Origin of the sequence: Streptococcus danieliae, assembly GCF_025447695.1 — a bacterium.
In the GTDB taxonomy this organism is placed as follows: domain Bacteria; phylum Bacillota; class Bacilli; order Lactobacillales; family Streptococcaceae; genus Streptococcus; species Streptococcus danieliae.
Map to the genome: position 1 here is coordinate 1 of NZ_JAOBSU010000021.1, position 19223 is coordinate 19223.

Annotated in this window: 19 protein-coding genes, 1 tRNA gene and 2 pseudogenes; 17 read left to right on the forward strand and 5 right to left on the reverse strand. The window is 44.4% G+C overall.

Annotated elements, in window-relative coordinates:
- Nucleotides 1–86: 86 nt before the first annotated feature.
- On the forward strand, nt 87–1916 hold the full coding sequence (gene uvrC, locus N4310_RS02425) for an excinuclease ABC subunit UvrC (protein ID WP_262091942.1): 1830 nt from the start codon (nt 87–89) through the stop codon (nt 1914–1916).
- Between the two features lie 49 nt (nt 1917–1965).
- Nucleotides 1966–3366: a dipeptidase PepV gene (gene pepV, locus N4310_RS02430; protein WP_262091943.1), complete on the forward strand. Its 1401-nt coding sequence runs from the start codon at nt 1966–1968 to the stop codon at nt 3364–3366.
- A 45-nt stretch (nt 3367–3411) separates the two neighbouring features.
- Here pepV and N4310_RS02435 read toward each other — a convergent pair whose 3' ends face one another.
- Nucleotides 3412–3693, reverse strand: coding sequence for a helix-turn-helix domain-containing protein (locus N4310_RS02435; protein ID WP_160332823.1), 282 nt, complete (start codon nt 3691–3693; stop codon nt 3412–3414).
- A gap of 175 nt (nt 3694–3868) precedes the next feature.
- Nucleotides 3869–4501, reverse strand: a complete 633-nt coding sequence (locus N4310_RS02440; protein ID WP_262091944.1) for an MBL fold metallo-hydrolase — start codon at nt 4499–4501, stop codon at nt 3869–3871.
- Between the two features lie 191 nt (nt 4502–4692).
- On the opposite strand from N4310_RS02440, the gene N4310_RS02445 reads away from it, so the two are divergent.
- From N4310_RS02445 to rpsU, 11 genes are all read left to right on the forward strand, one after another.
- A complete protein-coding gene (locus N4310_RS02445; protein WP_262091945.1) occupies nt 4693–5025 on the forward strand; it encodes a zinc ribbon domain-containing protein YjdM in 333 nt (110 codons plus the stop codon).
- 20 nt (nt 5026–5045) lie between these two features.
- Nucleotides 5046–5660: a Pr6Pr family membrane protein gene (locus tag N4310_RS02450; RefSeq protein ID WP_262091946.1), complete on the forward strand. Its 615-nt coding sequence runs from the start codon at nt 5046–5048 to the stop codon at nt 5658–5660.
- Nucleotides 5661–5830: 170 nt separating this feature from the next.
- Nucleotides 5831–6352: a bifunctional pyr operon transcriptional regulator/uracil phosphoribosyltransferase PyrR gene (gene pyrR / locus N4310_RS02455; RefSeq protein ID WP_262091947.1), complete on the forward strand. Its 522-nt coding sequence runs from the start codon at nt 5831–5833 to the stop codon at nt 6350–6352.
- 9 nt (nt 6353–6361) lie between these two features.
- Complete coding sequence (locus N4310_RS02460) at nt 6362–7156, forward strand: SDR family NAD(P)-dependent oxidoreductase (RefSeq protein WP_262091948.1); 795 nt, start codon at nt 6362–6364, stop codon at nt 7154–7156.
- Between the two features lie 35 nt (nt 7157–7191).
- A complete protein-coding gene (locus N4310_RS02465; protein ID WP_262091949.1) occupies nt 7192–8256 on the forward strand; it encodes a carbamoyl phosphate synthase small subunit in 1065 nt (354 codons plus the stop codon).
- 11 nt (nt 8257–8267) lie between these two features.
- Nucleotides 8268–10010 (forward strand): ATP-binding protein, encoded by a 1743-nt coding sequence (locus tag N4310_RS02470; RefSeq protein WP_160332830.1) that lies wholly within the window; start codon nt 8268–8270, stop codon nt 10008–10010.
- Between the two features lie 114 nt (nt 10011–10124).
- Nucleotides 10125–10397 (forward strand): 30S ribosomal protein S16, encoded by a 273-nt coding sequence (rpsP, locus tag N4310_RS02475; RefSeq protein ID WP_160332831.1) that lies wholly within the window; start codon nt 10125–10127, stop codon nt 10395–10397.
- 12 nt (nt 10398–10409) lie between these two features.
- Nucleotides 10410–10652, forward strand: a complete 243-nt coding sequence (locus N4310_RS02480) for a KH domain-containing protein (protein WP_160332832.1) — start codon at nt 10410–10412, stop codon at nt 10650–10652.
- A 99-nt stretch (nt 10653–10751) separates the two neighbouring features.
- Complete coding sequence (gene rimM, locus N4310_RS02485; protein WP_160332833.1) at nt 10752–11270, forward strand: ribosome maturation factor RimM; 519 nt, start codon at nt 10752–10754, stop codon at nt 11268–11270.
- Complete coding sequence (gene trmD / locus N4310_RS02490) at nt 11260–11997, forward strand: tRNA (guanosine(37)-N1)-methyltransferase TrmD (RefSeq protein ID WP_262091953.1); 738 nt, start codon at nt 11260–11262, stop codon at nt 11995–11997. The genes rimM and trmD overlap by 11 nt, the downstream gene beginning before the upstream one ends.
- A 69-nt stretch (nt 11998–12066) precedes the next feature.
- Nucleotides 12067–12243: a 30S ribosomal protein S21 gene (gene rpsU / locus N4310_RS02495; protein ID WP_000048054.1), complete on the forward strand. Its 177-nt coding sequence runs from the start codon at nt 12067–12069 to the stop codon at nt 12241–12243.
- An 84-nt stretch (nt 12244–12327) separates the two neighbouring features.
- Here the strand turns inward: rpsU and mscL are convergent, their stop codons facing one another.
- Nucleotides 12328–12708, reverse strand: coding sequence for a large conductance mechanosensitive channel protein MscL (gene mscL / locus N4310_RS02500; RefSeq protein WP_160333413.1), 381 nt, complete (start codon nt 12706–12708; stop codon nt 12328–12330).
- 164 nt (nt 12709–12872) lie between these two features.
- On the opposite strand from mscL, the gene dnaG reads away from it, so the two are divergent.
- The 4 genes and pseudogenes from dnaG to nrdD all read left to right on the forward strand — a co-directional run.
- Complete coding sequence (dnaG, locus tag N4310_RS02505; protein WP_262091950.1) at nt 12873–14639, forward strand: DNA primase; 1767 nt, start codon at nt 12873–12875, stop codon at nt 14637–14639.
- Nucleotides 14640–14642: 3 nt separating this feature from the next.
- Entirely contained in the window at nt 14643–15755 is a 1113-nt protein-coding gene (rpoD, locus tag N4310_RS02510; RefSeq protein ID WP_160333411.1) for an RNA polymerase sigma factor RpoD, read from the forward strand.
- 8 nt (nt 15756–15763) lie between these two features.
- Complete coding sequence (locus N4310_RS02515; RefSeq protein ID WP_179923155.1) at nt 15764–16093, forward strand: metal-sulfur cluster assembly factor; 330 nt, start codon at nt 15764–15766, stop codon at nt 16091–16093.
- Between the two features lie 292 nt (nt 16094–16385).
- Nucleotides 16386–17606: pseudogene (nrdD, locus tag N4310_RS02520) on the forward strand (anaerobic ribonucleoside-triphosphate reductase); the annotation flags it as partial.
- An 85-nt stretch (nt 17607–17691) separates the two neighbouring features.
- On the opposite strand, the pseudogene N4310_RS08635 reads toward nrdD, so the two are convergent.
- Both N4310_RS08635 and N4310_RS02535 read right to left on the reverse strand, forming a co-directional pair.
- Nucleotides 17692–18709, reverse strand: a pseudogene (locus tag N4310_RS08635) (haloacid dehalogenase-like hydrolase); the annotation flags it as partial.
- A 272-nt stretch (nt 18710–18981) separates the two neighbouring features.
- Nucleotides 18982–19069 (reverse strand) — tRNA-Ser (locus N4310_RS02535).
- Nucleotides 19070–19223 lie beyond the last annotated feature (154 nt).

The window sequence follows — 19223 nt, forward strand, 5'->3', positions numbered from 1 at the left end:
TGGGACAGAACTAATTTTGAAAAAATTAGTTCTGTCCCACTCCCTTTTTCTGTTGCAAAAATAGGGAGCAGTGGTACAATTTTAATATGAGTAATGCATTAATTGAGAATAAATTAGCCCTTTTGCCCAACAGTCCGGGTTGTTACCTGCACAAGAATCAACAAGGGTCCATTATTTATGTCGGCAAGGCTAAAAATTTACGGAATCGGGTTCGGTCTTATTTCAGGGGTAGCCATGATACCAAGACAGAAGCCCTTATTTCTGAGATTGCTGACTTTGAATTTATTGTCACCGAATCCAATATTGAAGCCCTCCTCCTTGAAATTAATTTAATCAAGGAAAATAAACCCAAATACAATATCATGCTCAAGGATGATAAGTCCTATCCTTTTATTAAAATTACAAATGATTATTATCCACGCCTGATTACAACAAGGCAGGTTAAAAAGGATGGTGCCCTGTATTTTGGTCCCTATCCAGATGTGGGGGCAGCCAATGAAATTAAGAAACTACTGGATCGGATTTTTCCCTTTAAAAAATGTAGCAACCCAGCCAATAAGGTTTGCTTTTATTACCACCTACACCAGTGCGATGCCCACACGGTAACAGGTTATGACTACCAGTATTTTATGGACATGGCCGAGGAAGTATCCAATTTCCTGAAGGGGCAAGATGATAAGATTTTGGATGAGTTGAAAGTGAAGATGGAGACGGCAGCCCAGGGTCTGGAATTTGAACGTGCGGCTGAGTATCGGGATCTCTTACAGGCCATCGCCACCTTGCGTACCAAACAGCGAGTGATGGCTAAGGATTTGCAAAACCGTGATGTCTTTGGTTATGCGGTTCACCAGGGCTGGATGTGTGTCCAAGTCTTTTTTGTCCGGCAGGGAAAACTGATTGAAAGGGACGTGAGCCTTTTTCCTTATTACAATGATGCAGAAGACGACTTCTTGACTTATCTAGGGCAATTTTACCAAGAAGCCAATCATCTGGTTCCAAATGAAATTCTCCTGCCCCAGGATGTGGACCTCGAGTCCGCCCAGGCCTTGGTGGCGACGAAGATTCGCCAACCACAAAGAGGAGAAAAGAAGCAGTTGGTAAATCTGGCCAATAAAAATGCCCAGGTCTCACTGCAACAAAAATTTGACCTACTAGAAAAGAATTTTGAAAAAACTCAGGGGGCTGTCGAGAATCTAGGGACCGTTTTAGGGATTCCAACTCCCTATCGAATTGAGGCCTTTGACAACTCGAATATCATGGGAACCAGTCCGGTTTCGGCCATGGTGGTTTTTGTGAACGGAGTGGCCAGCAAGAAAGAGTATCGCAAATATAAGATTAAAACAGTTGTCGGACCCGATGATTATGCCAGTATGCGGGAGGTGCTCCGTCGGCGTTATAGTCGTGTGATTCGGGAGAATCTGCCCAAGCCAGATTTGATTATCATGGATGGAGGTCAGGGCCAAGTTTCGGTTGCCAAGGAGGTTGTCCACGGCGAACTGGGCTTAAGTATCCCAATTGCGGGTCTCAAGAAAAATGACCGCCACCAAACCCAGGAGCTCCTGTTTGGAGACCCGCTTGAGGTTGTGGAGCTGGGGCGGCAATCGCAGGAGTTCTTTCTCTTGCATCGGATTCAGGATGAAGTCCACCGTTTTGCCATCAGTTTTCACCGCCAGGTACGCAGTAAAAATTCCTTCTCTTCCAAGTTGGATGGAATTGAAGGGTTAGGGCCTAAGCGGAAGCAAGCCTTACTGAAGCAGTTTAAAAGTATTCCGAAAATTCAAGCTGCAAGTCTAGCAGAACTTCAAGCTCTAGGAATCCCTCAAGCCGTTGCACAACGAGTCAAGGATAAATTACTGGAGCAGGATGAAGGGCAAGAGGAAACCAGTAAGAAGCCTTCGAATAAACAAAAGGAGTAGCCCATAGTTGCTGAAGAAGTGGTAGAATAGAGGATAAAGGAGAAAGTGTATGGTTACAGTAGATTTTAAAAAAGAAGTTGAATTGCGTAAAGATGATCTCCTCAAGGACTTGTTTAGTCTTTTGGAAATCAACTCCGAACGCAGAGATGATCTAGCTGATGCGGAGCATCCCTTTGGACCGGGCCCAGTTGCGGCTCTCAAGCATTTTTTATCCTTGGCTGAACGGGATGGTTATTCAACCTTGAATGTGGATAATTATGCAGGTCATTTTGAATATGGAGAAGGAGAAGAAGTCCTAGGGATTTTTGCCCATATGGACGTTGTTCCTGCCGGAAGTGGTTGGGAGACAGATCCCTATAAACCAGTCATTAAAGATGGCCGTCTCTATGCTCGAGGATCTAGTGATGATAAAGGTCCAACTATGGCTTGTTACTATGGCTTGAAAATTATTAAGGAATTGGGATTGCCAACGTCTAAAAAAGTCCGCTTTGTAGTAGGGACAGATGAGGAATCTGGTTGGACAGATATGGATTACTACTTTGAGCATGTTGGACTTCCAGAGCCGGATTTTGGTTTCTCACCGGATGCTGAATTTCCAATTATCAATGGTGAAAAAGGAAATATTACGGCCTACCTCCATTACGATGGCCGGCAGAAAGAAGGGCTTCAACTCCTATCCTTTACCGGTGGACTTCGTGAAAACATGGTGCCAGAAGCTGCCAAGGCTGTGATTGCAGCTGCTCCTGCCTCCATGGTGGCAGACTTCGAGGCCTACTTGCAAGAAGTTGGTTTGCAAGGCCAAGCCCAAGAAGTAGCCGTTGGTTTGGAGTTGGAACTTATCGGGAAATCAGCTCACGGAGCTTCCCCACACTTGGGAATCAATGGAGCGACCTATCTAGCGGCCTTTTTGGCTAACTATGCCTTTACGGGTGCTGCTAAAGCCTACCTCGACTTGGCTGGACGGATTCTCAAAGACGATCATGATGCGCGTGCCCTTGGCTTGGCCTTTGTTGACGAACGCATGGGAGCTCTTTCGATGAATGCGGGTGTTTTCCGTTTTGAAAAAGATTCGGACCAAAGTCAGATTGCCTTGAACTTCCGTTATCCTCAAGGGCTCACACCTGAGGAAATCCAAGCCAAATTAGCCCAGGTTTCTGGAGTTCAAGTCAGCCTATCCAAACACGGACATACGCCACACTATGTGCCAGCGGAAGATCCACTGGTTCAAACCCTGCTAGCGGTCTATGAAAAACATACCGGTTTATCAGGCCAGGAAAAAGTCATTGGTGGTGGAACCTTTGGCCGTCTCTTGAAACGAGGGGTTGCCTATGGTGCCATGTTTCCAGGCTACATTGATACCATGCACCAGGCTAATGAGTTTATCGAAGTCGAAGACCTGTTCCGGGCTGCAGCGATTTATGCCGAAGCAATTTATGAGTTGATTCGTTAACAGAAGATATTAGACAAGTAAAAGCCAGTCCGCGTGGACTGGCTTTTACTGTTGTCGATAGAGATGGTAGGCGAATTCGACAACCTTCTTTTTGTTTTTCTTGGATAGTTTGAGGTAAATGTTAAAAATATCTTTGGGGTCAATCAGGTAGGTGTCTTCAACCGATAGAATCTTGGATAATTGCAAGACCTGCTGATAGGTTGGAATTTGAGCGCCGGATTCCCACTTTGCATACAGCGATCGGGGGACAGCCAAAATTTGATAGATATCTTCTTGCCGAAGGTTCAATTCTAAGCGACGTTTTCTTAATTTCTTACTATCAAACATAGAGCTACTCCCACTTTATACTCATTTAATTTCAAAATCTGACCCTTGTCAAGTTTCCTTCACGAGTCATTTATTTGAAATTAGTCGAATTTCATTAGGTATTATATATTTTGTATTACTATAGCAAAATTTAAGTGCAAACACAATAAACAGAAAGGTCAATTTTGAAGAAATATTAGAAAAAGGGATTGTGTTTTTTCTCATGGCCAATTGAAGTGCTGGAACCATGACCTGGAAAAACCCGGTAGTGATCCGGAAGTGGAAAGAGTTGCTCTCGGATCGAGGTTAATAAAACCTGCTGATTTCCGGTTGGCAAATCCCAGCGACCAACCGTTTCCTTGAAGAGGCAGTCACCCGTCAGGACAGCCTCTTCCGCATCCCAAACCAAGGAAATCCCGCCGATGGAATGCCCAGGAGTTGCCAGCACTCGAAAATAGAAATCACCGATGACCAGGTCCTGGCCAGTTTCAAAGAGGACTTCTGCAGGCTGACAGACAATATCTGGTAAATCTTGGTGTCGTCCCAAGCCGGATAGGTTTTTGATTGGATCCAACAACCAATCGGCTTCCAGCGGGGAGACATAGACCGGTGGATGTTGATAGCGGTTGCGAATGGCCTCCAGAGAAAAAATATGATCGTAGTGGGTATGGGTCAGAAAAATCGCACTTAGGGGCTTGTTTAAAGCCTGTAGTTGCTCCAGAATACGATCCAAGTCACTACCTGGATCTACTAAAATGACAGAGCTTTCAGATTCTAAGTAATAGGTGTTTTCACCCGCTAGGGGGTTAAAAGATTGATGAATCGGCATAGGAACTCCTTTCTCTACCAGTATACCATGTTCGGTCGGAAACGGTATACGACCAGGGGTGAGTCGGATTGGCGGACGAAGTTATGATTCTTGAATGATCGACAGAAATCTGACATTTTATAAAATTTTGACCAAATGAATCTGGACTGCTATAATGTTCCATGTACTAAAATGAAAAATGGAGGAAGAGCATGAATACTCTACCAAATTGTCCAAAATGTAACTCTGAATATGTCTACGAAGATGGCCTCCTTTTGGTCTGTCCAGAATGTGCCTATGAGTGGGACCCAAATGCAGAAGTTGAGGAAGGACTTGTAGCCCTTGATGCCAACGGTGTGAAATTGGCAGATGGTGATACTGTAACCTTGATTAAGGATCTCAAGGTGAAGGGGGCTCCAAAAGATTTAAAACAAGGAACCAAGGTTAAAAACATCCGCCTGGTTGAAGGGAATCACAATATCGATTGTAAAATCGATGGCTTTGGAGCTATGAAATTGAAATCTGAATTTGTGAAAAAGGTTTAATTGTAGGATAAACAAGATTTATGCTCAGTTACCGGTTTCTCTTGTTGATCCTTTCGACCATTGGTATTAGTTTAGAAATCCTTGAAGATGGTTGGGGGATGTTGTTGTATTATACCCTTCAATCAAACATTCTGGTTTGGCTATTTCTTTACTATACTCTCTGGAGTCGCTCCCAAAAACGAAGCCAGGGTTTTTACCGGGTTAAGGCTGGTGTGACCATGGCGATTTTAATCACCTTTGTGGTCTACCATGTTTTGCTAGCCCCAGCGGCAGCTCCGGAAGATTTTTACACCTTGAAAAATCTCTTAGTTCATTATTTGGTACCTCTGGCCTTTGTTTCGGATACCTTGCTATGGGATCCGCCACGGCAATATCGCCTCTTTGATCCCTGGCTGTGGACCTTTTTCCCCATGTATTATCTAGGCCTAGCTCTGGTCAATGGTTTGGTTTTAAAATGGCCGATTCCAGGAGCTAAGCATAGTCCCTTTGCCTATTATTTCCTAGATGTTCATGAATATGGCCCGGCCTATGTCATCCAGCATGCAGCCGTTATTTTTGTGGCCTATTTGTTGGTTGCTTATCTTTTATGGGCTTTTAAACAAAAAAGATGGAAAAACCGTAAGAAGCTTGTTTAGTTTCTTGCAAAAAAGGTAAAAAAATGCTACCCTAATTCAAGAAAGTTTTCCTTTAATTCTGTCCCGTGAGGCAGGCAAGGAGAGTCAGATGGAAGAAACTGGGTACAGTTTATTTTGTGGAACCTCCTTGTATAAGGAGGTTTTTAGTTTGCAAAAAGGAGATTTGAGACATGCGGGTCAAAGAAGTTGTTGATGATGTGACACTGAAGCGGGCAATCACGCGCATCATTTATGAAATTATGGAGCGGAATAAGAATTTGGACCAATTGGCCTTGGTAGGGATTAAACGCAGGGGCGTTTATCTGGCCAAACGGATCCAAGAACGCTTGGAGCAGTTGGAAGGGATCCAAATTCCCTTGGGTGAGCTGGACACCAATCCTTTTCGGGATGACCAAAAGGGAGGAGAGGATACCTCTGTGATTCCCTTTGATGTCGACAAGCGGAATCTCATTTTGGTAGATGATGTACTCTACACAGGCCGAACCATTCGGGCAGCCATTGATGCTCTGATTAGTCGCGGCCGGCCGAATAAGGTATCCTTAGCCGTTTTGGTGGACCGGGGGCATCGGGAACTGCCGATTCGGCCAGACTATGTTGGTAAAAACATCCCGACTAGCTCTAAAGAACAAATCTCTGTTCAGTTAACTGAGTTGGATGGCCAGGATTGTGTCCTGCTTAGTGAAAGTGAGTAGGAGTATTAAATGACAAAATCGGTTGTGGTGCTGACCGGTGCATCCAGTGGCATTGGTGAAGCGACAGCTCGGCTTCTGGCTCAAATTCCCAATTTATCGCTAGTCTTAGTGGCGCGGAACCAGCAAAAGTTGAAGCAGCTTGCCCAGGACTTGAAACAAACGAGGGACCTGGATGTGCTTGTTTATCCCTTGGACTTGACCCAGCTGGAGTCGATTCCAGACCTGGTTGAAGCAGTTCGGGCTAAGTTTGGGCGCTTGGATGTCTTGTTGCATGTCGCTGGTATGGGAGATTTCAAGCCAGCCTTGGAGCAGGAGTTGAAAAACGTAGAAACTCAGTTTCAAGTCAATACCTTGTCGGGGATTGTCTTGCTCCAAGCTGCTGGCCGCCAGATGGTGACGCAGGGCGAGGGTAAGCTCCTAGTGGTGGCCTCGATGTCAGCCAAGCTCCCGACCCCACAATCCTCGGTGTATGCAGCCAGCAAGAGTGCGATCAATACCTATGCCAGTGTTTTGGGGATGGAACTGGAACCCTTGGGAATCCCAGTAACGGTGGTCAATCCCGGTCCAGTCCGAACGCCCTTTTTTAAGCATAGCTCGGCCATGCAGGATTACATTAAAAATGTAGACCGCTTTGCGATGGATGCGGATCAGGTGGCTCAGAAGTTGGTGGATTTGGTGGTGCGGACTGGACCCATGCCAAGAGAGGTCAATCTGCCCTTTACTATGCGCCTGGCCTATCTGGGACAGCGCTTTTTTCCAGGACTGGCTCGCTGGCTGACCTTACGTTTCGCAAATTTTAAATAAAAACTACGAATGAACTAAATGGAAGGAGGGAAGTGATGACAAAAAGATTACTCATCTTGGAAAATGGTCGCGTCTTTGAAGGCCGGCCATTAGGAGCGGATCAGGATGTTACAGGCAATCTGATTTTATCCCATCATACCAGTGGACATCAGGAGATCATTTCCAATCAAACCTATAGTGGGCAGTTGCTAGCCTTTACTTACCCACGTATAGGCAATACCGGTTTTTATCGAGAACTAGATGAGTCCCTCCAACCCTCCTGTCGGGCCGTGATTGTGTCCGTTTATCGGCCCCAGAGTTCCTTCTGGAAGCAGGAACAAGACTTGGATGCCTATCTGAAAGCCAAAGGTATTACGGGGATTCAGGGGATTGATACCCGAGCTCTGGCGCGTATCTTGCAAAAAGAAGGCCCTCTGAAGGCGACCATAGCTGATGAAGGGGATAGTTTGCACCATATTTTAGACCAGCTGGTAGCGACGGTCTTGCCCAAGGATGATGCCCGCCAGGCCTCAACCCGGGCTCCCTTCCCAGTTCCTGGAGTCGGGAAGAATATTGTGCTCTTGGATTTTGGTGTGAAGCACGCCTTGCTGAGAGAGTTGTCCAAGCGTTCAAGCAATATTGTGGTACTCCCCTATGACACTCCCTTGGAAAAAATCCGTTTGTACCAACCAGATGCCATTGTGCTGTCTAGTGGACCAGGGGATCCCCGCTATTTGGGGACACCTGCCTTACTGGAGACCTTATTGCAGCTCCAGGATTGTTATCCGGTCTTAGCGATTGGCTTGGGCCATTTGCTCTTGGCCTTGGCCAATCGGGCGGAGTTAGAGCGATTGTCCCAGCCTATAAGTGGACGTCATGCCCTCTATGAACCGCTCACCAACCAAGTCCTAATTGCGGATTATTACCATCAATACCCGATTAAGCGGAAGCAATTCCCCAAACATCTGTTGGCTACTCATGTGACCCTGGATCAAGACTATGTAATTGGTTATCGTCACCGCCGTCGTCCAGTCCTTTCAGTTCAGTTTTCCCCGGAGGGATCACCAGGCCCTCATGATCTGGTCTACCTACTGGATGAGTTTTTCGGTTTACTAGGGTAAGGAGGTCCTGTTTGAAAAAGTTAGTCTTGACACCAAGTGAATTAAATCAGAATCAGGAGCGAACCTTAAACCGTCTCTTGCAAAAAAACAAAAGCTGGCTTCATCATCCTTTTCAAGACTTAGAAGCCCTGCTGAAGGATTTGATGGAGCATCCTGATGCTACTATCTTTCCCTTGTTTTTAAACCGAGATTTGATTGATCTACTGATTGAGGTCCAGAAATTAGAGGTATGGCCTCAGATGCGGTCCAAATGGCATAGTTATCCAGCTAGTTCTCTAGAGTATCTCTTATATCCTGAACTGTTTCAGGCGCAACTGGAGCACCTAGGTTTGAATATGACCAAGAGCCAATTGATTTATGGTTGGGAGGATTTGCAGGAACGGTTAGAAGATCTGTCCTTTCCAGTCTTACTCCGAGACTCCCTACAGATGCATGGCCAGGAACCGATTACGGTTGGGAATACGGAGGAACTGCAAGCGGCTTATGAGTCTTTTCAGGACTTGGTGCTGCCCTTGCCCTACTATATCGAGAGTCCTATGAAAGGCTTACGAGAAATCGAATTAGTCCTGGTGCGGGATTCCTTTGATTCAAGTTTTGTGTTGGGAACGGCGGAGCATATTGAGCCTGTTGGCTTGCATCGTGATGATGCGACGCTGGTTTTTCCCGTGCAAAGTTTGGCTGATTCAGCCCTACAATTTTTACGAAATTATTCGATTCGGCTAGCCCGAGGTCTGGGCCTCCAGGGGATCATCTCCTTACGCTTTGCCTGGAATCCCAAGAAGGAACAGGCCTTCCTCTTGCAAGTAGGTCTGGGATTGAATGACAGTGCGCTTATGATGAGTCAGATTCTACGCCTGCCTATGGCGGAACTGATGCTCCATATTTTAGAGGGAAAATCTGTTCAAAGCATGCCAGGCTGGAAAGCGGGTGAGCCAGCTATGGACTATTTGGTAGCTCGCTTTCCGCTGGACTTTAGCCAGGAGCTAGCTGGGGATAGTGGTCTTACGAGACAATCCACGGGGCAATTTTATGCCTATGCCCGCAATTTAGAGGCGACTCTGCTCAAGGGCCTGGCGGTCTTGGAAGCGCGGGTCGATTTTCCCTTGGAGCGCCTGAGCGAGGAAGATTTGATTGATCATTTGGTCCGTCAGCGTTCTGACCGCCTCCTTTATCTTTTAGAAGCCTTACGACGTGGCTTGTCTGTTGCCTATATTCAGGGACTCACGCATATTGATTCGCTCTTTTTAGAGGCTTTAAAAGGGGTTGTTAGCTTGGAAAAAGAATTGGCTGATAATCCAGGAGATTTAAACCAGCTGCGCCAAGCCAAGGCCTTTGGTTTATCCGATCGACGAATTGCCCAATTGTGGAAGGAGTCAGAAGAGGATATTTGGGACTTACGGGTGGCAGAAGGAATCCTCCCAACCTATAAAGAGATTGAAGGCTGGGTCGGTTTTGCAGTAGCCTATTATTCTAGCTATGAAATGGAGAATGAGGCCCAACAAAGTGTTCACCCCAGCACTGTTTTCCTCTATTCCGACCAGGATCCTTGGCTAGGACAGGACCTTTGGAAGGAATCTATTTTGGTGGGCAGCAATAGTCCCCTAGAAGTCGGCTTAAAGCAATACCTAGAGCCGTTGATTCCAGAACTAATTGACCAAGTCTTATTGTTAGAGGACCCGGATAAACTTTACGGCAGCCCTGAGATTCGGAGCTTAAACTTACGTAACTTCTATACCCGAGATGGATTTGATTAAAAAATTTTAAAGCTGTCAAGTTTTTTTCTTGACAGCTTTTTGAGAAGGTGTTAGAATAGCTATTGTTGAGTTTCCTTAACAAAAGAAAAAGTATTAGAAAAGAGAATTTATAAAATGGCAGTTAAAATCCGTTTGACTCGTATGGGTTCTAAAAAGAAACCTTTCTACCGTATTAACGTTGCAGATTCACGTGCACCACGTGATGGTCGTTTCATCGAAACAGTTGGAACTTACAACCCACTTGTAGAAGAAAACCAAGTAACTCTTAAAGAAGAGCGCGTTTTGGCATGGTTGGAAAATGGTGCGCAACCATCTGACACAGTACGTAACATTCTTTCAAAAGCTGGAATCATGAAGAAATTCCACGAGTCAAAATACTCTAAATAAAAAGGTTAGCTTATGGACACGATTGAAAATCTCATTATTGCAATTGTGAAACCCTTGATTTCACATCCAGACCAATTAACGATTCGTATCGAAGATACGCCTGAGTTTCTGGAGTATCATCTAGACCTGCATTCATCAGATGTTGGTCGTGTGATCGGTCGGAAAGGTCGGACTATCTCCGCGATAAGGACGATTGTTTATTCGGTCCCAATTGATTCAAAAAAAGTTCGGATTGTGATTGACGAGCAAGATTAGTTTTGCTTTTAGTCATCCGAGTAAAGGCATTTTGTTAACCAAAGTTAGTGAGGCTAGACTTTTGTCCCAGCCTCTTTTTTCGTAAAAATGGAGAAAAAGATGGAGTATCTAAATGTTGGAAAGATCGTCAATACCCAGGGCTTACAGGGAGAAATGCGGGTCCTATCCGTGAGCGATTTTTCAGAAGAGCGCTTTAAAAAAGGCAATCAATTGGCCTTGTTTGATCCCCAGGATCAATTTGTCCAAATGGTAGAAATTCATAGCCACCGCAAGGTTAAGCAATTTGATATTATCAAATTTAAGGGGATGTACCATATCAATGACATTGAGAAGTACAAAACCTACAGCTTAAAAGTTGCAGTTGAAGACCTCAGCGAATTAGAAGAAGGCGCTTTTTACTACCATGAAATTATTGGCCTCCCTGTTTATGAAGGGGACCAATTATTAGGAGAAATTAAAGAAATCCTGCAGCCAGGAGCCAATGATGTCTGGGTAGTGAAACGCAAGGGGAAGAGTGATTTGCTTCTCCCTTATATTCCGCCAGTTGTTTTGGAGGTCGATCTGGAAGCTGGTCGTATCTTGGTTGAGGTACCGGAAGGACTAGATGATGAGAATTGATATTTTGACCCTGTTTCCGGAAATGTTTTCGCCCCTCGAGCATTCGATTGTTGGCAAGGCTCGGGAGAAAGGCTTGTTAGAGATTTCTTACCACAATTTCCGGGAATCGGCAGAAAAGGCCCGTCACGTGGATGACGAGCCCTATGGTGGAGGTCAAGGAATGCTCTTGCGGGCACAACCGATTTATGACGCAATTGAAGCTATTCAAGGACGAGACAAGGCACGGGTCATTCTATTGGATCCAGCTGGTCGCTCCTTTGATCAGGCCTATGCCGAGGAGCTGTCCCAGGAGGAAAATCTAATCTTTATTTGTGGCCATTATGAGGGCTATGACGAGCGGATTAAGCCCTTGGTAACCGATGAGATTTCCTTGGGGGATTATGTCCTCACAGGGGGCGAATTGGCTGCCATGACCATCATCGATGCGACAGTCCGCCTGGTACCCCAGGTGATTGGCAAGGAAAGCAGTCATACAGACGATAGTTTTTCGTCCGGTCTTTTGGAGCATCCTCAGTACACACGGCCTTATGATTTTCGAGGGATGACTGTACCAGACGTTTTGATGAGTGGTCACCACGAGCATATTCGCCAATGGCGTCTTTTTCAAAGTTTGAAAAAAACTCTAATAAGGCGACCAGATCTGTTGGAGAGTTATTCTCTAAGCAAAGAAGAAGAGAAATTTTTGCAGATGATTCAAGAAAATCGAGAAATTGAGGAATTGTTCTAAAAAATCTTGACAGGGACTTTTGACTTGTGTATAATATAATAGATTTTAACTTGAAGGGAGTGAGATGGAATGTCAAAAACAGTGGTACGTAAGAACGAATCATTAGATGATGCACTTCGTCGATTCAAACGTGCGGTTACTAAAGCTGGTACTCTTCAAGAAACACGTAAACGTGAATTCTATGAAAAACCTTCTGTAAAACGTAAACGTAAATCAGAAGCAGCTCGTAAACGTAAGAAATTCTAATAGTAAAAGCAGTCCTTTTGGATTGCTTTTTTCTGCTATTAATTGCAAAAAAAATTGAGACCGGAGTCCCAATTTTTAGATGTTTTATTTTTTCTCAAGAAGAGCCTTGATATCTTGAAGCAAGTCCACTTCAGATGGTCCAGCAACTTCTTCTTCTTCAGCTTTAGCTTTAGCACCAAGATTTTGTGCTTTTTCAACAGCTTTAACAACAAAGAAGAGAACAGTACCGATGATTAGGAAGTTGATGATAGCACTTAGGAAGTTTCCGTAAGCAACACCGTTCCAAGTAAGGTCAGCGATTTTTTCTACTTGAGCAGCTTTCAAAGCTGGGTTCAAGAAGAGTGGTGTCAATACATCATCTACCAAAGAAGTGATGATTTGTCCGAAAGCAGCCCCGATAATCACGGCCACAGCAAGGTCAACAACATTTCCACGCAAGAGGAAATCTTTCAATTCTTTTAACATAAGAATCTCCGTTCTTTTATTTGATACGAATACATTATAGCCAAGTGAGCTTGAAAAGACAATGGATTTGCTTGATTTTTTTAAAAGTAAAAGAAAATCGGCTTATTTTACAAACACAACTATTTAGGATAAAATGAAGAAATAGCGATTGGGGAGGAGGGGACATGGTTTCAACACAAGAAATTCAAGATTTAAAAAGTCGTGTGAATATTGTGGATGTCATTGGAGACTATCTGCCTTTGACTAAGGCTGGCCGTCATTATCTAGGATTATGCCCCTTCCATGGAGAAAAGACGCCCTCCTTTAATGTTAACCAAGAGAAGCAATTTTACCATTGCTTTGGGTGTGGCAAATCGGGAGATGTTTATCGCTTTGTTGAGGAGATTGATGGTATTCCCTTTATGGAAGCTGTTGCCAAAGTGGCTCGCTTCATAGGCGAAACGATTGAGGTTGCTTCCTCCATACAAGGCCAACCTCAACGACCATCGGAAGAGGCAGACTTAATAGCCTTACATGAAGAAGCAGCGGTTTTTTACCAGGCTATCTTATTGACCTCTACAATGGGGACAGAGGCCTTGGCCTATTTGGAATCCAGGGGACTGTCTCGGGAAGACATTGAATATTTCGGAATTGGTTTAGCGCCGGATCGCGGGAATTACCTCTATGATCGCGTGGTCCAAAAGTTCAATTTTGGAGAAGAGCGTTACCTGGATTCAGGGCTTTTTCATATTGAACAAAATAAGCTGGTCGACTCTTTCTACAATCGGATTATGTTTCCTTTAACCAATATGAAGGGGCAGGTGATTGGCTTTTCCGGCCGGATTTTTGGAGATTCATCGGACCAGCAGGCCAAATACAAAAATAGTCGTCGGACCAAAATTTTTAATAAAAGTTTTGAATTCTATCATTTGAACCAAGCTTTACCCCATTTAAAAAAGGCTAAAGAAGTCTACTTAATGGAAGGGTTTATGGATGTCATAGCGGCCTATCGAGCGGGTGTCAAAAATGCTATCGCAACTATGGGAACAGCGCTGACGGCCGAGCATGTCCAACGCTTGCGAGCCTATCAGCCCGCGGTGGTTTTGGCCTATGATGGTGATGATGCCGGTCAGGCAGCTATTGAAAAATCGATCCAAGAGCTCAAGGGCTTCTCGGTCGAAGTGGTTCGTTTTGCGCAAGGCATGGACCCTGATGAATACCTCCAGGCTCATTCCCCGGAAGACTTGCGGATCTGTCTGCAGGAAACCCGCATGGATTCTATCGAATTTTTGATGGACTATTACCGTCCATCTCAGCTGCAAGGAGTACAGGCCCAGCTGGCCTATGTGGAAAAGCTGCTACCTTTTATTGCAACCTTGCCGACTGAGTTGCTGAGAGAGGTTTATATTCGAAAATTATCTCAGGAAGCCACGGCCTTTGATGTGGCCCAGTTGGAACAAATGCTGGGGCAGGCTCGGGTTCAGCTTGCTGCAGGAGCGCCCCAGCAGGTTCAGTTGCCTTCGTTTGAGATGCGAGTCCAACTTCCTAAAAGCCGCCTAACCAATACCGAGCGGCAATTGTTGCATCGCTTGATTCACCATAGCAACTTATTGAACGAATTTCGATTTTTGGAAAATTTTCATTTTGTTGAAAAGGATCATGAGCACCTCTATCAGCTCTTGCTTGAAAAAGGGCAGGTGACCAGTCAGGATTTAGCCCAGGAATCGGAGGAAATCAATCATCTCTGGTATCAAATTTTGGAACTGAATCTCCCTCCGCAAATCGGAGATGAGGAAATTGAACAGTTAGTGCGGACCCAAGAGTTAGAAAAAAATCGATTAAGAAGTAAAAAAATTGCACAAAGCATTCAAGCAGCCTCGCAAATTGGTCGTCACGATCAAGCTGTCTTAGATTTAAATGAACTGATTGCCCAGAAAAGAAAAATGGAGTAAGGAATGGCTAAAAAACAAAAAGAAGTAACAACATTAGATGTTCAGATTGCAGAATTTATTCGGAATCATAAGCTTTCTGGTACCGCAACAGATGAGGAAATCAATAGCACTCTAATTGTTCCTTTTAGTCTCGATGCAGATGGCATTGACAACCTCTTCCAAAGGATCCAGGATGCGGGTATTTCGGTTACAGATAAGGACGGAAATCCAAGTCAGCGTGTCTTGGCAGCTGAAGAAGAAGAAAAGGATTTGTCCGATGAGGAGCTGCTAGGTAGCAACTCTGCCAAAGTTAACGATCCTGTTCGGATGTATTTGAAAGAAATTGGTGTTGTGCCGCTTCTGACCAATGAAGAAGAACAAGAATTGGCAATCTTGGTGGAGCAAGGCGACTTAGAAGCCAAACAACGCTTGGCTGAAGCTAACCTTCGTTTGGTTGTTTCCATTGCTAAACGCTATGTTGGACGTGGGATGCAATTCCTAGATTTGATTCAGGAAGGGAATATGGGCTTGATGAAGGCTGTTGATAAGTTTGACCATACCAAGGGCTTCAAATTCTCAACTTACGCGACATGGTGGATTCGTCAGGCGATTACACGTGCCATTGCCGATCAAGCCCGGACCATTCGGATTCCTGTTCACATGGTTGAGACCATCAACAAATTGGTTCGGGAACAACGGACCTTGTTGCAGGAGTTGGGACAAGATCCAACACCAGAACAGATTGCAGAACGTATGGATATGACACCGGATAAGGTGCGTGAAATCCTCAAAATTGCCCAGGAGCCGGTTTCTCTAGAAACACCGATTGGTGAGGAAGATGATAGCCATCTCGGAGACTTCATTGAAGATGAGGTTATTGAAAATCCAGTTGATTACACAACCCGCGTGGTCTTGCGTGAACAACTAGATGAGGTCTTGGACACCCTCACTGACCGTGAAGAAAATGTTCTCCGTCTCCGTTTCGGTCTAGATGATGGTAAGATGCGGACCTTGGAAGATGTTGGGAAGGTCTTTAACGTTACCCGTGAACGGATTCGCCAAATTGAAGCCAAAGCCCTACGCAAACTGCGCCAACCAAGCCGTTCGAAACCTTTGCGTGATTTTATTGAAGATTAGGAAAAAACATGGCCTATACAGAAGCAGATGTAGAAGCAATTAAAACCAAGATTCTCCATGCTTTGGAAGAAGTCTTAGACCCTGAATTAGGGATTGATATTGTTAATTTGGGACTCGTTTACGAAATCCGCTTTGACCCAGAAACAGGGAATACTGAAATAGATATGACCCTGACAACTATGGGCTGTCCTCTAGCAGATTTATTAACCGATCAAATTTACGATGCCTTGAAGCCTTTGGAAGAAGTAAAAAAGGTGGACGTTAAACTGGTGTGGTATCCAGCCTGGACGGTCGAGAAAATGAGCCGTTATGCGCGGATTGCTTTGGGAATTAAATAATGCAAAAAAAGAGGCTAGGACAAAAGTCAAACCTCATTGACTTTGGTTAATAAAATGCCTTTGACGCAGTAGCTGAGTGGGACAGAACTAAATTTTTTCAACTTTAGTTCTGTCCCACTCTCTTTTTTGTTCCAAGATATGGGGGAATGGCTCCTCTGCTTTCCCTTGAAAGAGAAGAAAATTCTATAAAAATACAAGATATAGTGTAGTTTATGAAAATTACACAAGATGTTGATTTTTCTTTTGTGAAGTGATAAACTAGTTTCCGGTTCATGAAAGGGAGGTAGGACAGATGATAAAACCTGATGATAGAATCCAAGAGCTACTTGTAAAGAAGCGGGATGGTCGAACGGTTCCTTTCGACCATCAGAAATTGTATCGAAGCTTGGAACGTAGCAATCAGGAGCTGACTGCCCCTCTGAGATCGGCTGAACTAAAGCAGCTCCAGCAAGTCCTCGAACAGGAGCTCCTTGATGGGGATGTAATCTCGGTGGGACTGATTCGCGATTTGTTTGAAAAAATTCTCCTGCAAGTCCAGCAAGAGGAGTTGTTAGCTGCTTATCGTCGCTATGCCCGTCAAAAAGAGCAGGAGCGTCTGGCAGCCCTGGATATTAATCAGGCTGTGCAACAGTTATTGGATAAGGATAGTCACCTGGTTCATGAAAATGCCAATAAGGATGCGGAGGTCTTTAATACCCAGCGTGATTTAACTGCAGGGATTGTTGGGAAGGCCATTGGCCTTAAACTGTTGCCGTCACACGTTGCCAATGCCCATCAAAAAGGGGACATCCATTTTCATGATCTGGATTATCAACCCTATACACCCATGACCAATTGTTGTTTAATTGATTTTGAAGGAATGTTGGCGCAAGGTTTTAAAATTGGCAATGCAGATGTCGAGAGTCCAAAATCGATCCAAACAGCGACCGCTCAAATTTCGCAGATTATCGCCAATGTTTCTTCCAGTCAATATGGGGGCTGTTCGGCGGACCGAATTGACCAAGTTTTAGCCCCCTATGCAGAGCTGAATTTTCAGAAACATTTACAGGAGGCTGAGCAATGGGTTCAGGAAGGCAAGGTCGAGGATTATGCGCGTGAAAAAACAAAAAAAGATATTTACGATGCCATGCAGTCTTTGGAGTATGAAATCAATACTCTGTTTACCTCCAATGGGCAAACTCCTTTTACCTCATTAGGATTTGGTTTGGGGACGTCTTGGTTTGAGCGGGAAATTCAAAAGGCCATCCTGCAGATTCGGATCAAGGGATTGGGGCGAGAAGGGCGGACAGCTATTTTCCCCAAATTGATTTTTACCTTAAAAAAGGGACTTAATTTAGAGCCCGACAGTCCGAATTATGATATCAAAGAGTTGGCGGTGGAATGTGCGACCAAACGAATGTATCCAGATATTCTATCTTATGATAAAATTGTAGAATTAACAGGTTCTTTTAAGGTCCCCATGGGTTGCCGCTCCTTTTTACAAGGCTGGACCGATCAAGCGGGTCGCGAAGTTAAGGGCACCTCTAAATACCTCCGTTGTTCTTCAAATTAAGTTATTGAAACCTTGATAAATCAACGTTTAGATTTTTAGAGGTGCCCTTAATGGTTTCGGTTTTTCCTTCCCCTTGCGTTTGTGGATAGTTTTCATCCAATTGGGCTTGAATTTTCCCTTCTTCATTTTTTGCTAAATGCATAGCATAAACATGATCTTTTGGTACCCTATAGCCGAATTCTTTAGAAGTCGCATAGGAGATAATTACATCGATATAGGAGGCAGAGTTGACATAAACATCGATTTCATTGGCCATAAAGGTTTGATAGAGATTCTGCATCTCAGAAACAGAGCGGACCCCTAGTTTGAAGTTAACACTAATCTGTCCCGCCTGCCCCTTGAGACTCTCAGGGCTAGTCCAGGTTTCCTTGGTCAATTCTTCTTTATGGGCTATCTCTATCGATTTTTTGGCCCACTCTTGAACTTCCTCGGAGGTCATCCCGGCATATAAATAAGTCACCCAGGGATAACTAATATCCGAACTAAAGGTATCGCTAATTGCTTCATATAAGCAACGAAGTTTACTACTGAAATCCTTGTACTCGTCGGACTTTTTCACGGTCTCCAAGGATTTATCGCCCTCAAGACCTTCATACTGACTGTACAGATACTCATAATCGGAACGTAAATCAGCAGCAATTTCTTCGATAGATACATCCTGTCCCTCCTTGTTCCGCAGTTCCTCACCAACAGTCTCTAGAGGAACATCCTTCCGAATAGCTGCTTCAAACGCATCTGGAGTCATTTTAAAAGCCAAATGCTCAATTTGATAGTAAGGTAGCCTCACCGATATCATTAATAACAGTCGTATTGTCCCAGTCGAAGACCGCATAAGGTTTTTGATCTTTGTCATAAGCAGAACTCTTTATCCCGTGCTCCTCAATCAATTTCTGCAAGCGTTGGTGAATCTCTGGCTTCCAATTTCCTTCTAGCAAAATGGTAGCTTCCATTTTCTCATTCTGCTGCCGACTCATCTCAGCCGCCTTTGATTTACTTACTTCTTTTTCCTGTGACTGACAAACTCCCAAGGTTAGAGCCAAACCACTAATAGACCATACTTCCACATGAAACGAACCTCCCAATATCCTCTCTATAGCAAAAAATGGCAGAGGAAGCCCTTGAATCTCTGTTCGCTCCATTGCGATTCAAGTCGGCTTCCTTGCCATCCCTTATATTTTGTAAGCATTTAAATTATACTCCACTCCACACCCCTTGTCAAGATATTTTTGAAAGGGACATGGCGCTTTTCCCAAAAGAAAAAGAAACGCTGCTCACTCAACGTTTCTCAGAATCGCTATAAAGCATTAAAAATGGGATTGAAATCCCTTAAACCTGACGGAAGACATGGGATTCGAACCCACGCACGCTGTTACACGCCTACCGCGTTTCCAACACGGCCTCTTAAGCCTCTTGAGTAATCTTCCACATCACTGACTTAACTAGTATACCACATTTTCAAACAGGTGCAAGTATTTTTTAAAAAAAATTGAGAGACTTTTACGAATCATTCCCGTTGTCTCTGATCCGAGGCATACCAAGGGAATAGAAGAGTATAAAAAGAAAAATCGCCACGGTAAA

Coding starts and splice junctions, on each gene's coding strand:
- rpsU (WP_000048054.1), top strand. CDS start 12,067: ATGTCAAAAACAGTGGTACGTAAGAACGAATCATTAGATGATGCACTT.
- N4310_RS02440 (WP_262091944.1), bottom strand. CDS start 4,501: ATGCCGATTCATCAATCTTTTAACCCCCTAGCGGGTGAAAACACCTAT.
- pepV (WP_262091943.1), top strand. CDS start 1,966: ATGGTTACAGTAGATTTTAAAAAAGAAGTTGAATTGCGTAAAGATGAT.
- rimM (WP_160332833.1), top strand. CDS start 10,752: ATGGAGTATCTAAATGTTGGAAAGATCGTCAATACCCAGGGCTTACAG.
- pyrR (WP_262091947.1), top strand. CDS start 5,831: ATGCGGGTCAAAGAAGTTGTTGATGATGTGACACTGAAGCGGGCAATC.
- N4310_RS02450 (WP_262091946.1), top strand. CDS start 5,046: ATGCTCAGTTACCGGTTTCTCTTGTTGATCCTTTCGACCATTGGTATT.
- dnaG (WP_262091950.1), top strand. CDS start 12,873: ATGGTTTCAACACAAGAAATTCAAGATTTAAAAAGTCGTGTGAATATT.
- N4310_RS02480 (WP_160332832.1), top strand. CDS start 10,410: ATGGACACGATTGAAAATCTCATTATTGCAATTGTGAAACCCTTGATT.
- N4310_RS02465 (WP_262091949.1), top strand. CDS start 7,192: ATGACAAAAAGATTACTCATCTTGGAAAATGGTCGCGTCTTTGAAGGC.
- N4310_RS02435 (WP_160332823.1), bottom strand. CDS start 3,693: ATGTTTGATAGTAAGAAATTAAGAAAACGTCGCTTAGAATTGAACCTT.
- N4310_RS02445 (WP_262091945.1), top strand. CDS start 4,693: ATGAATACTCTACCAAATTGTCCAAAATGTAACTCTGAATATGTCTAC.
- rpsP (WP_160332831.1), top strand. CDS start 10,125: ATGGCAGTTAAAATCCGTTTGACTCGTATGGGTTCTAAAAAGAAACCT.
- uvrC (WP_262091942.1), top strand. CDS start 87: ATGAGTAATGCATTAATTGAGAATAAATTAGCCCTTTTGCCCAACAGT.
- N4310_RS02460 (WP_262091948.1), top strand. CDS start 6,362: ATGACAAAATCGGTTGTGGTGCTGACCGGTGCATCCAGTGGCATTGGT.
- rpoD (WP_160333411.1), top strand. CDS start 14,643: ATGGCTAAAAAACAAAAAGAAGTAACAACATTAGATGTTCAGATTGCA.
- trmD (WP_262091953.1), top strand. CDS start 11,260: ATGAGAATTGATATTTTGACCCTGTTTCCGGAAATGTTTTCGCCCCTC.
- N4310_RS02515 (WP_179923155.1), top strand. CDS start 15,764: ATGGCCTATACAGAAGCAGATGTAGAAGCAATTAAAACCAAGATTCTC.
- mscL (WP_160333413.1), bottom strand. CDS start 12,708: ATGTTAAAAGAATTGAAAGATTTCCTCTTGCGTGGAAATGTTGTTGAC.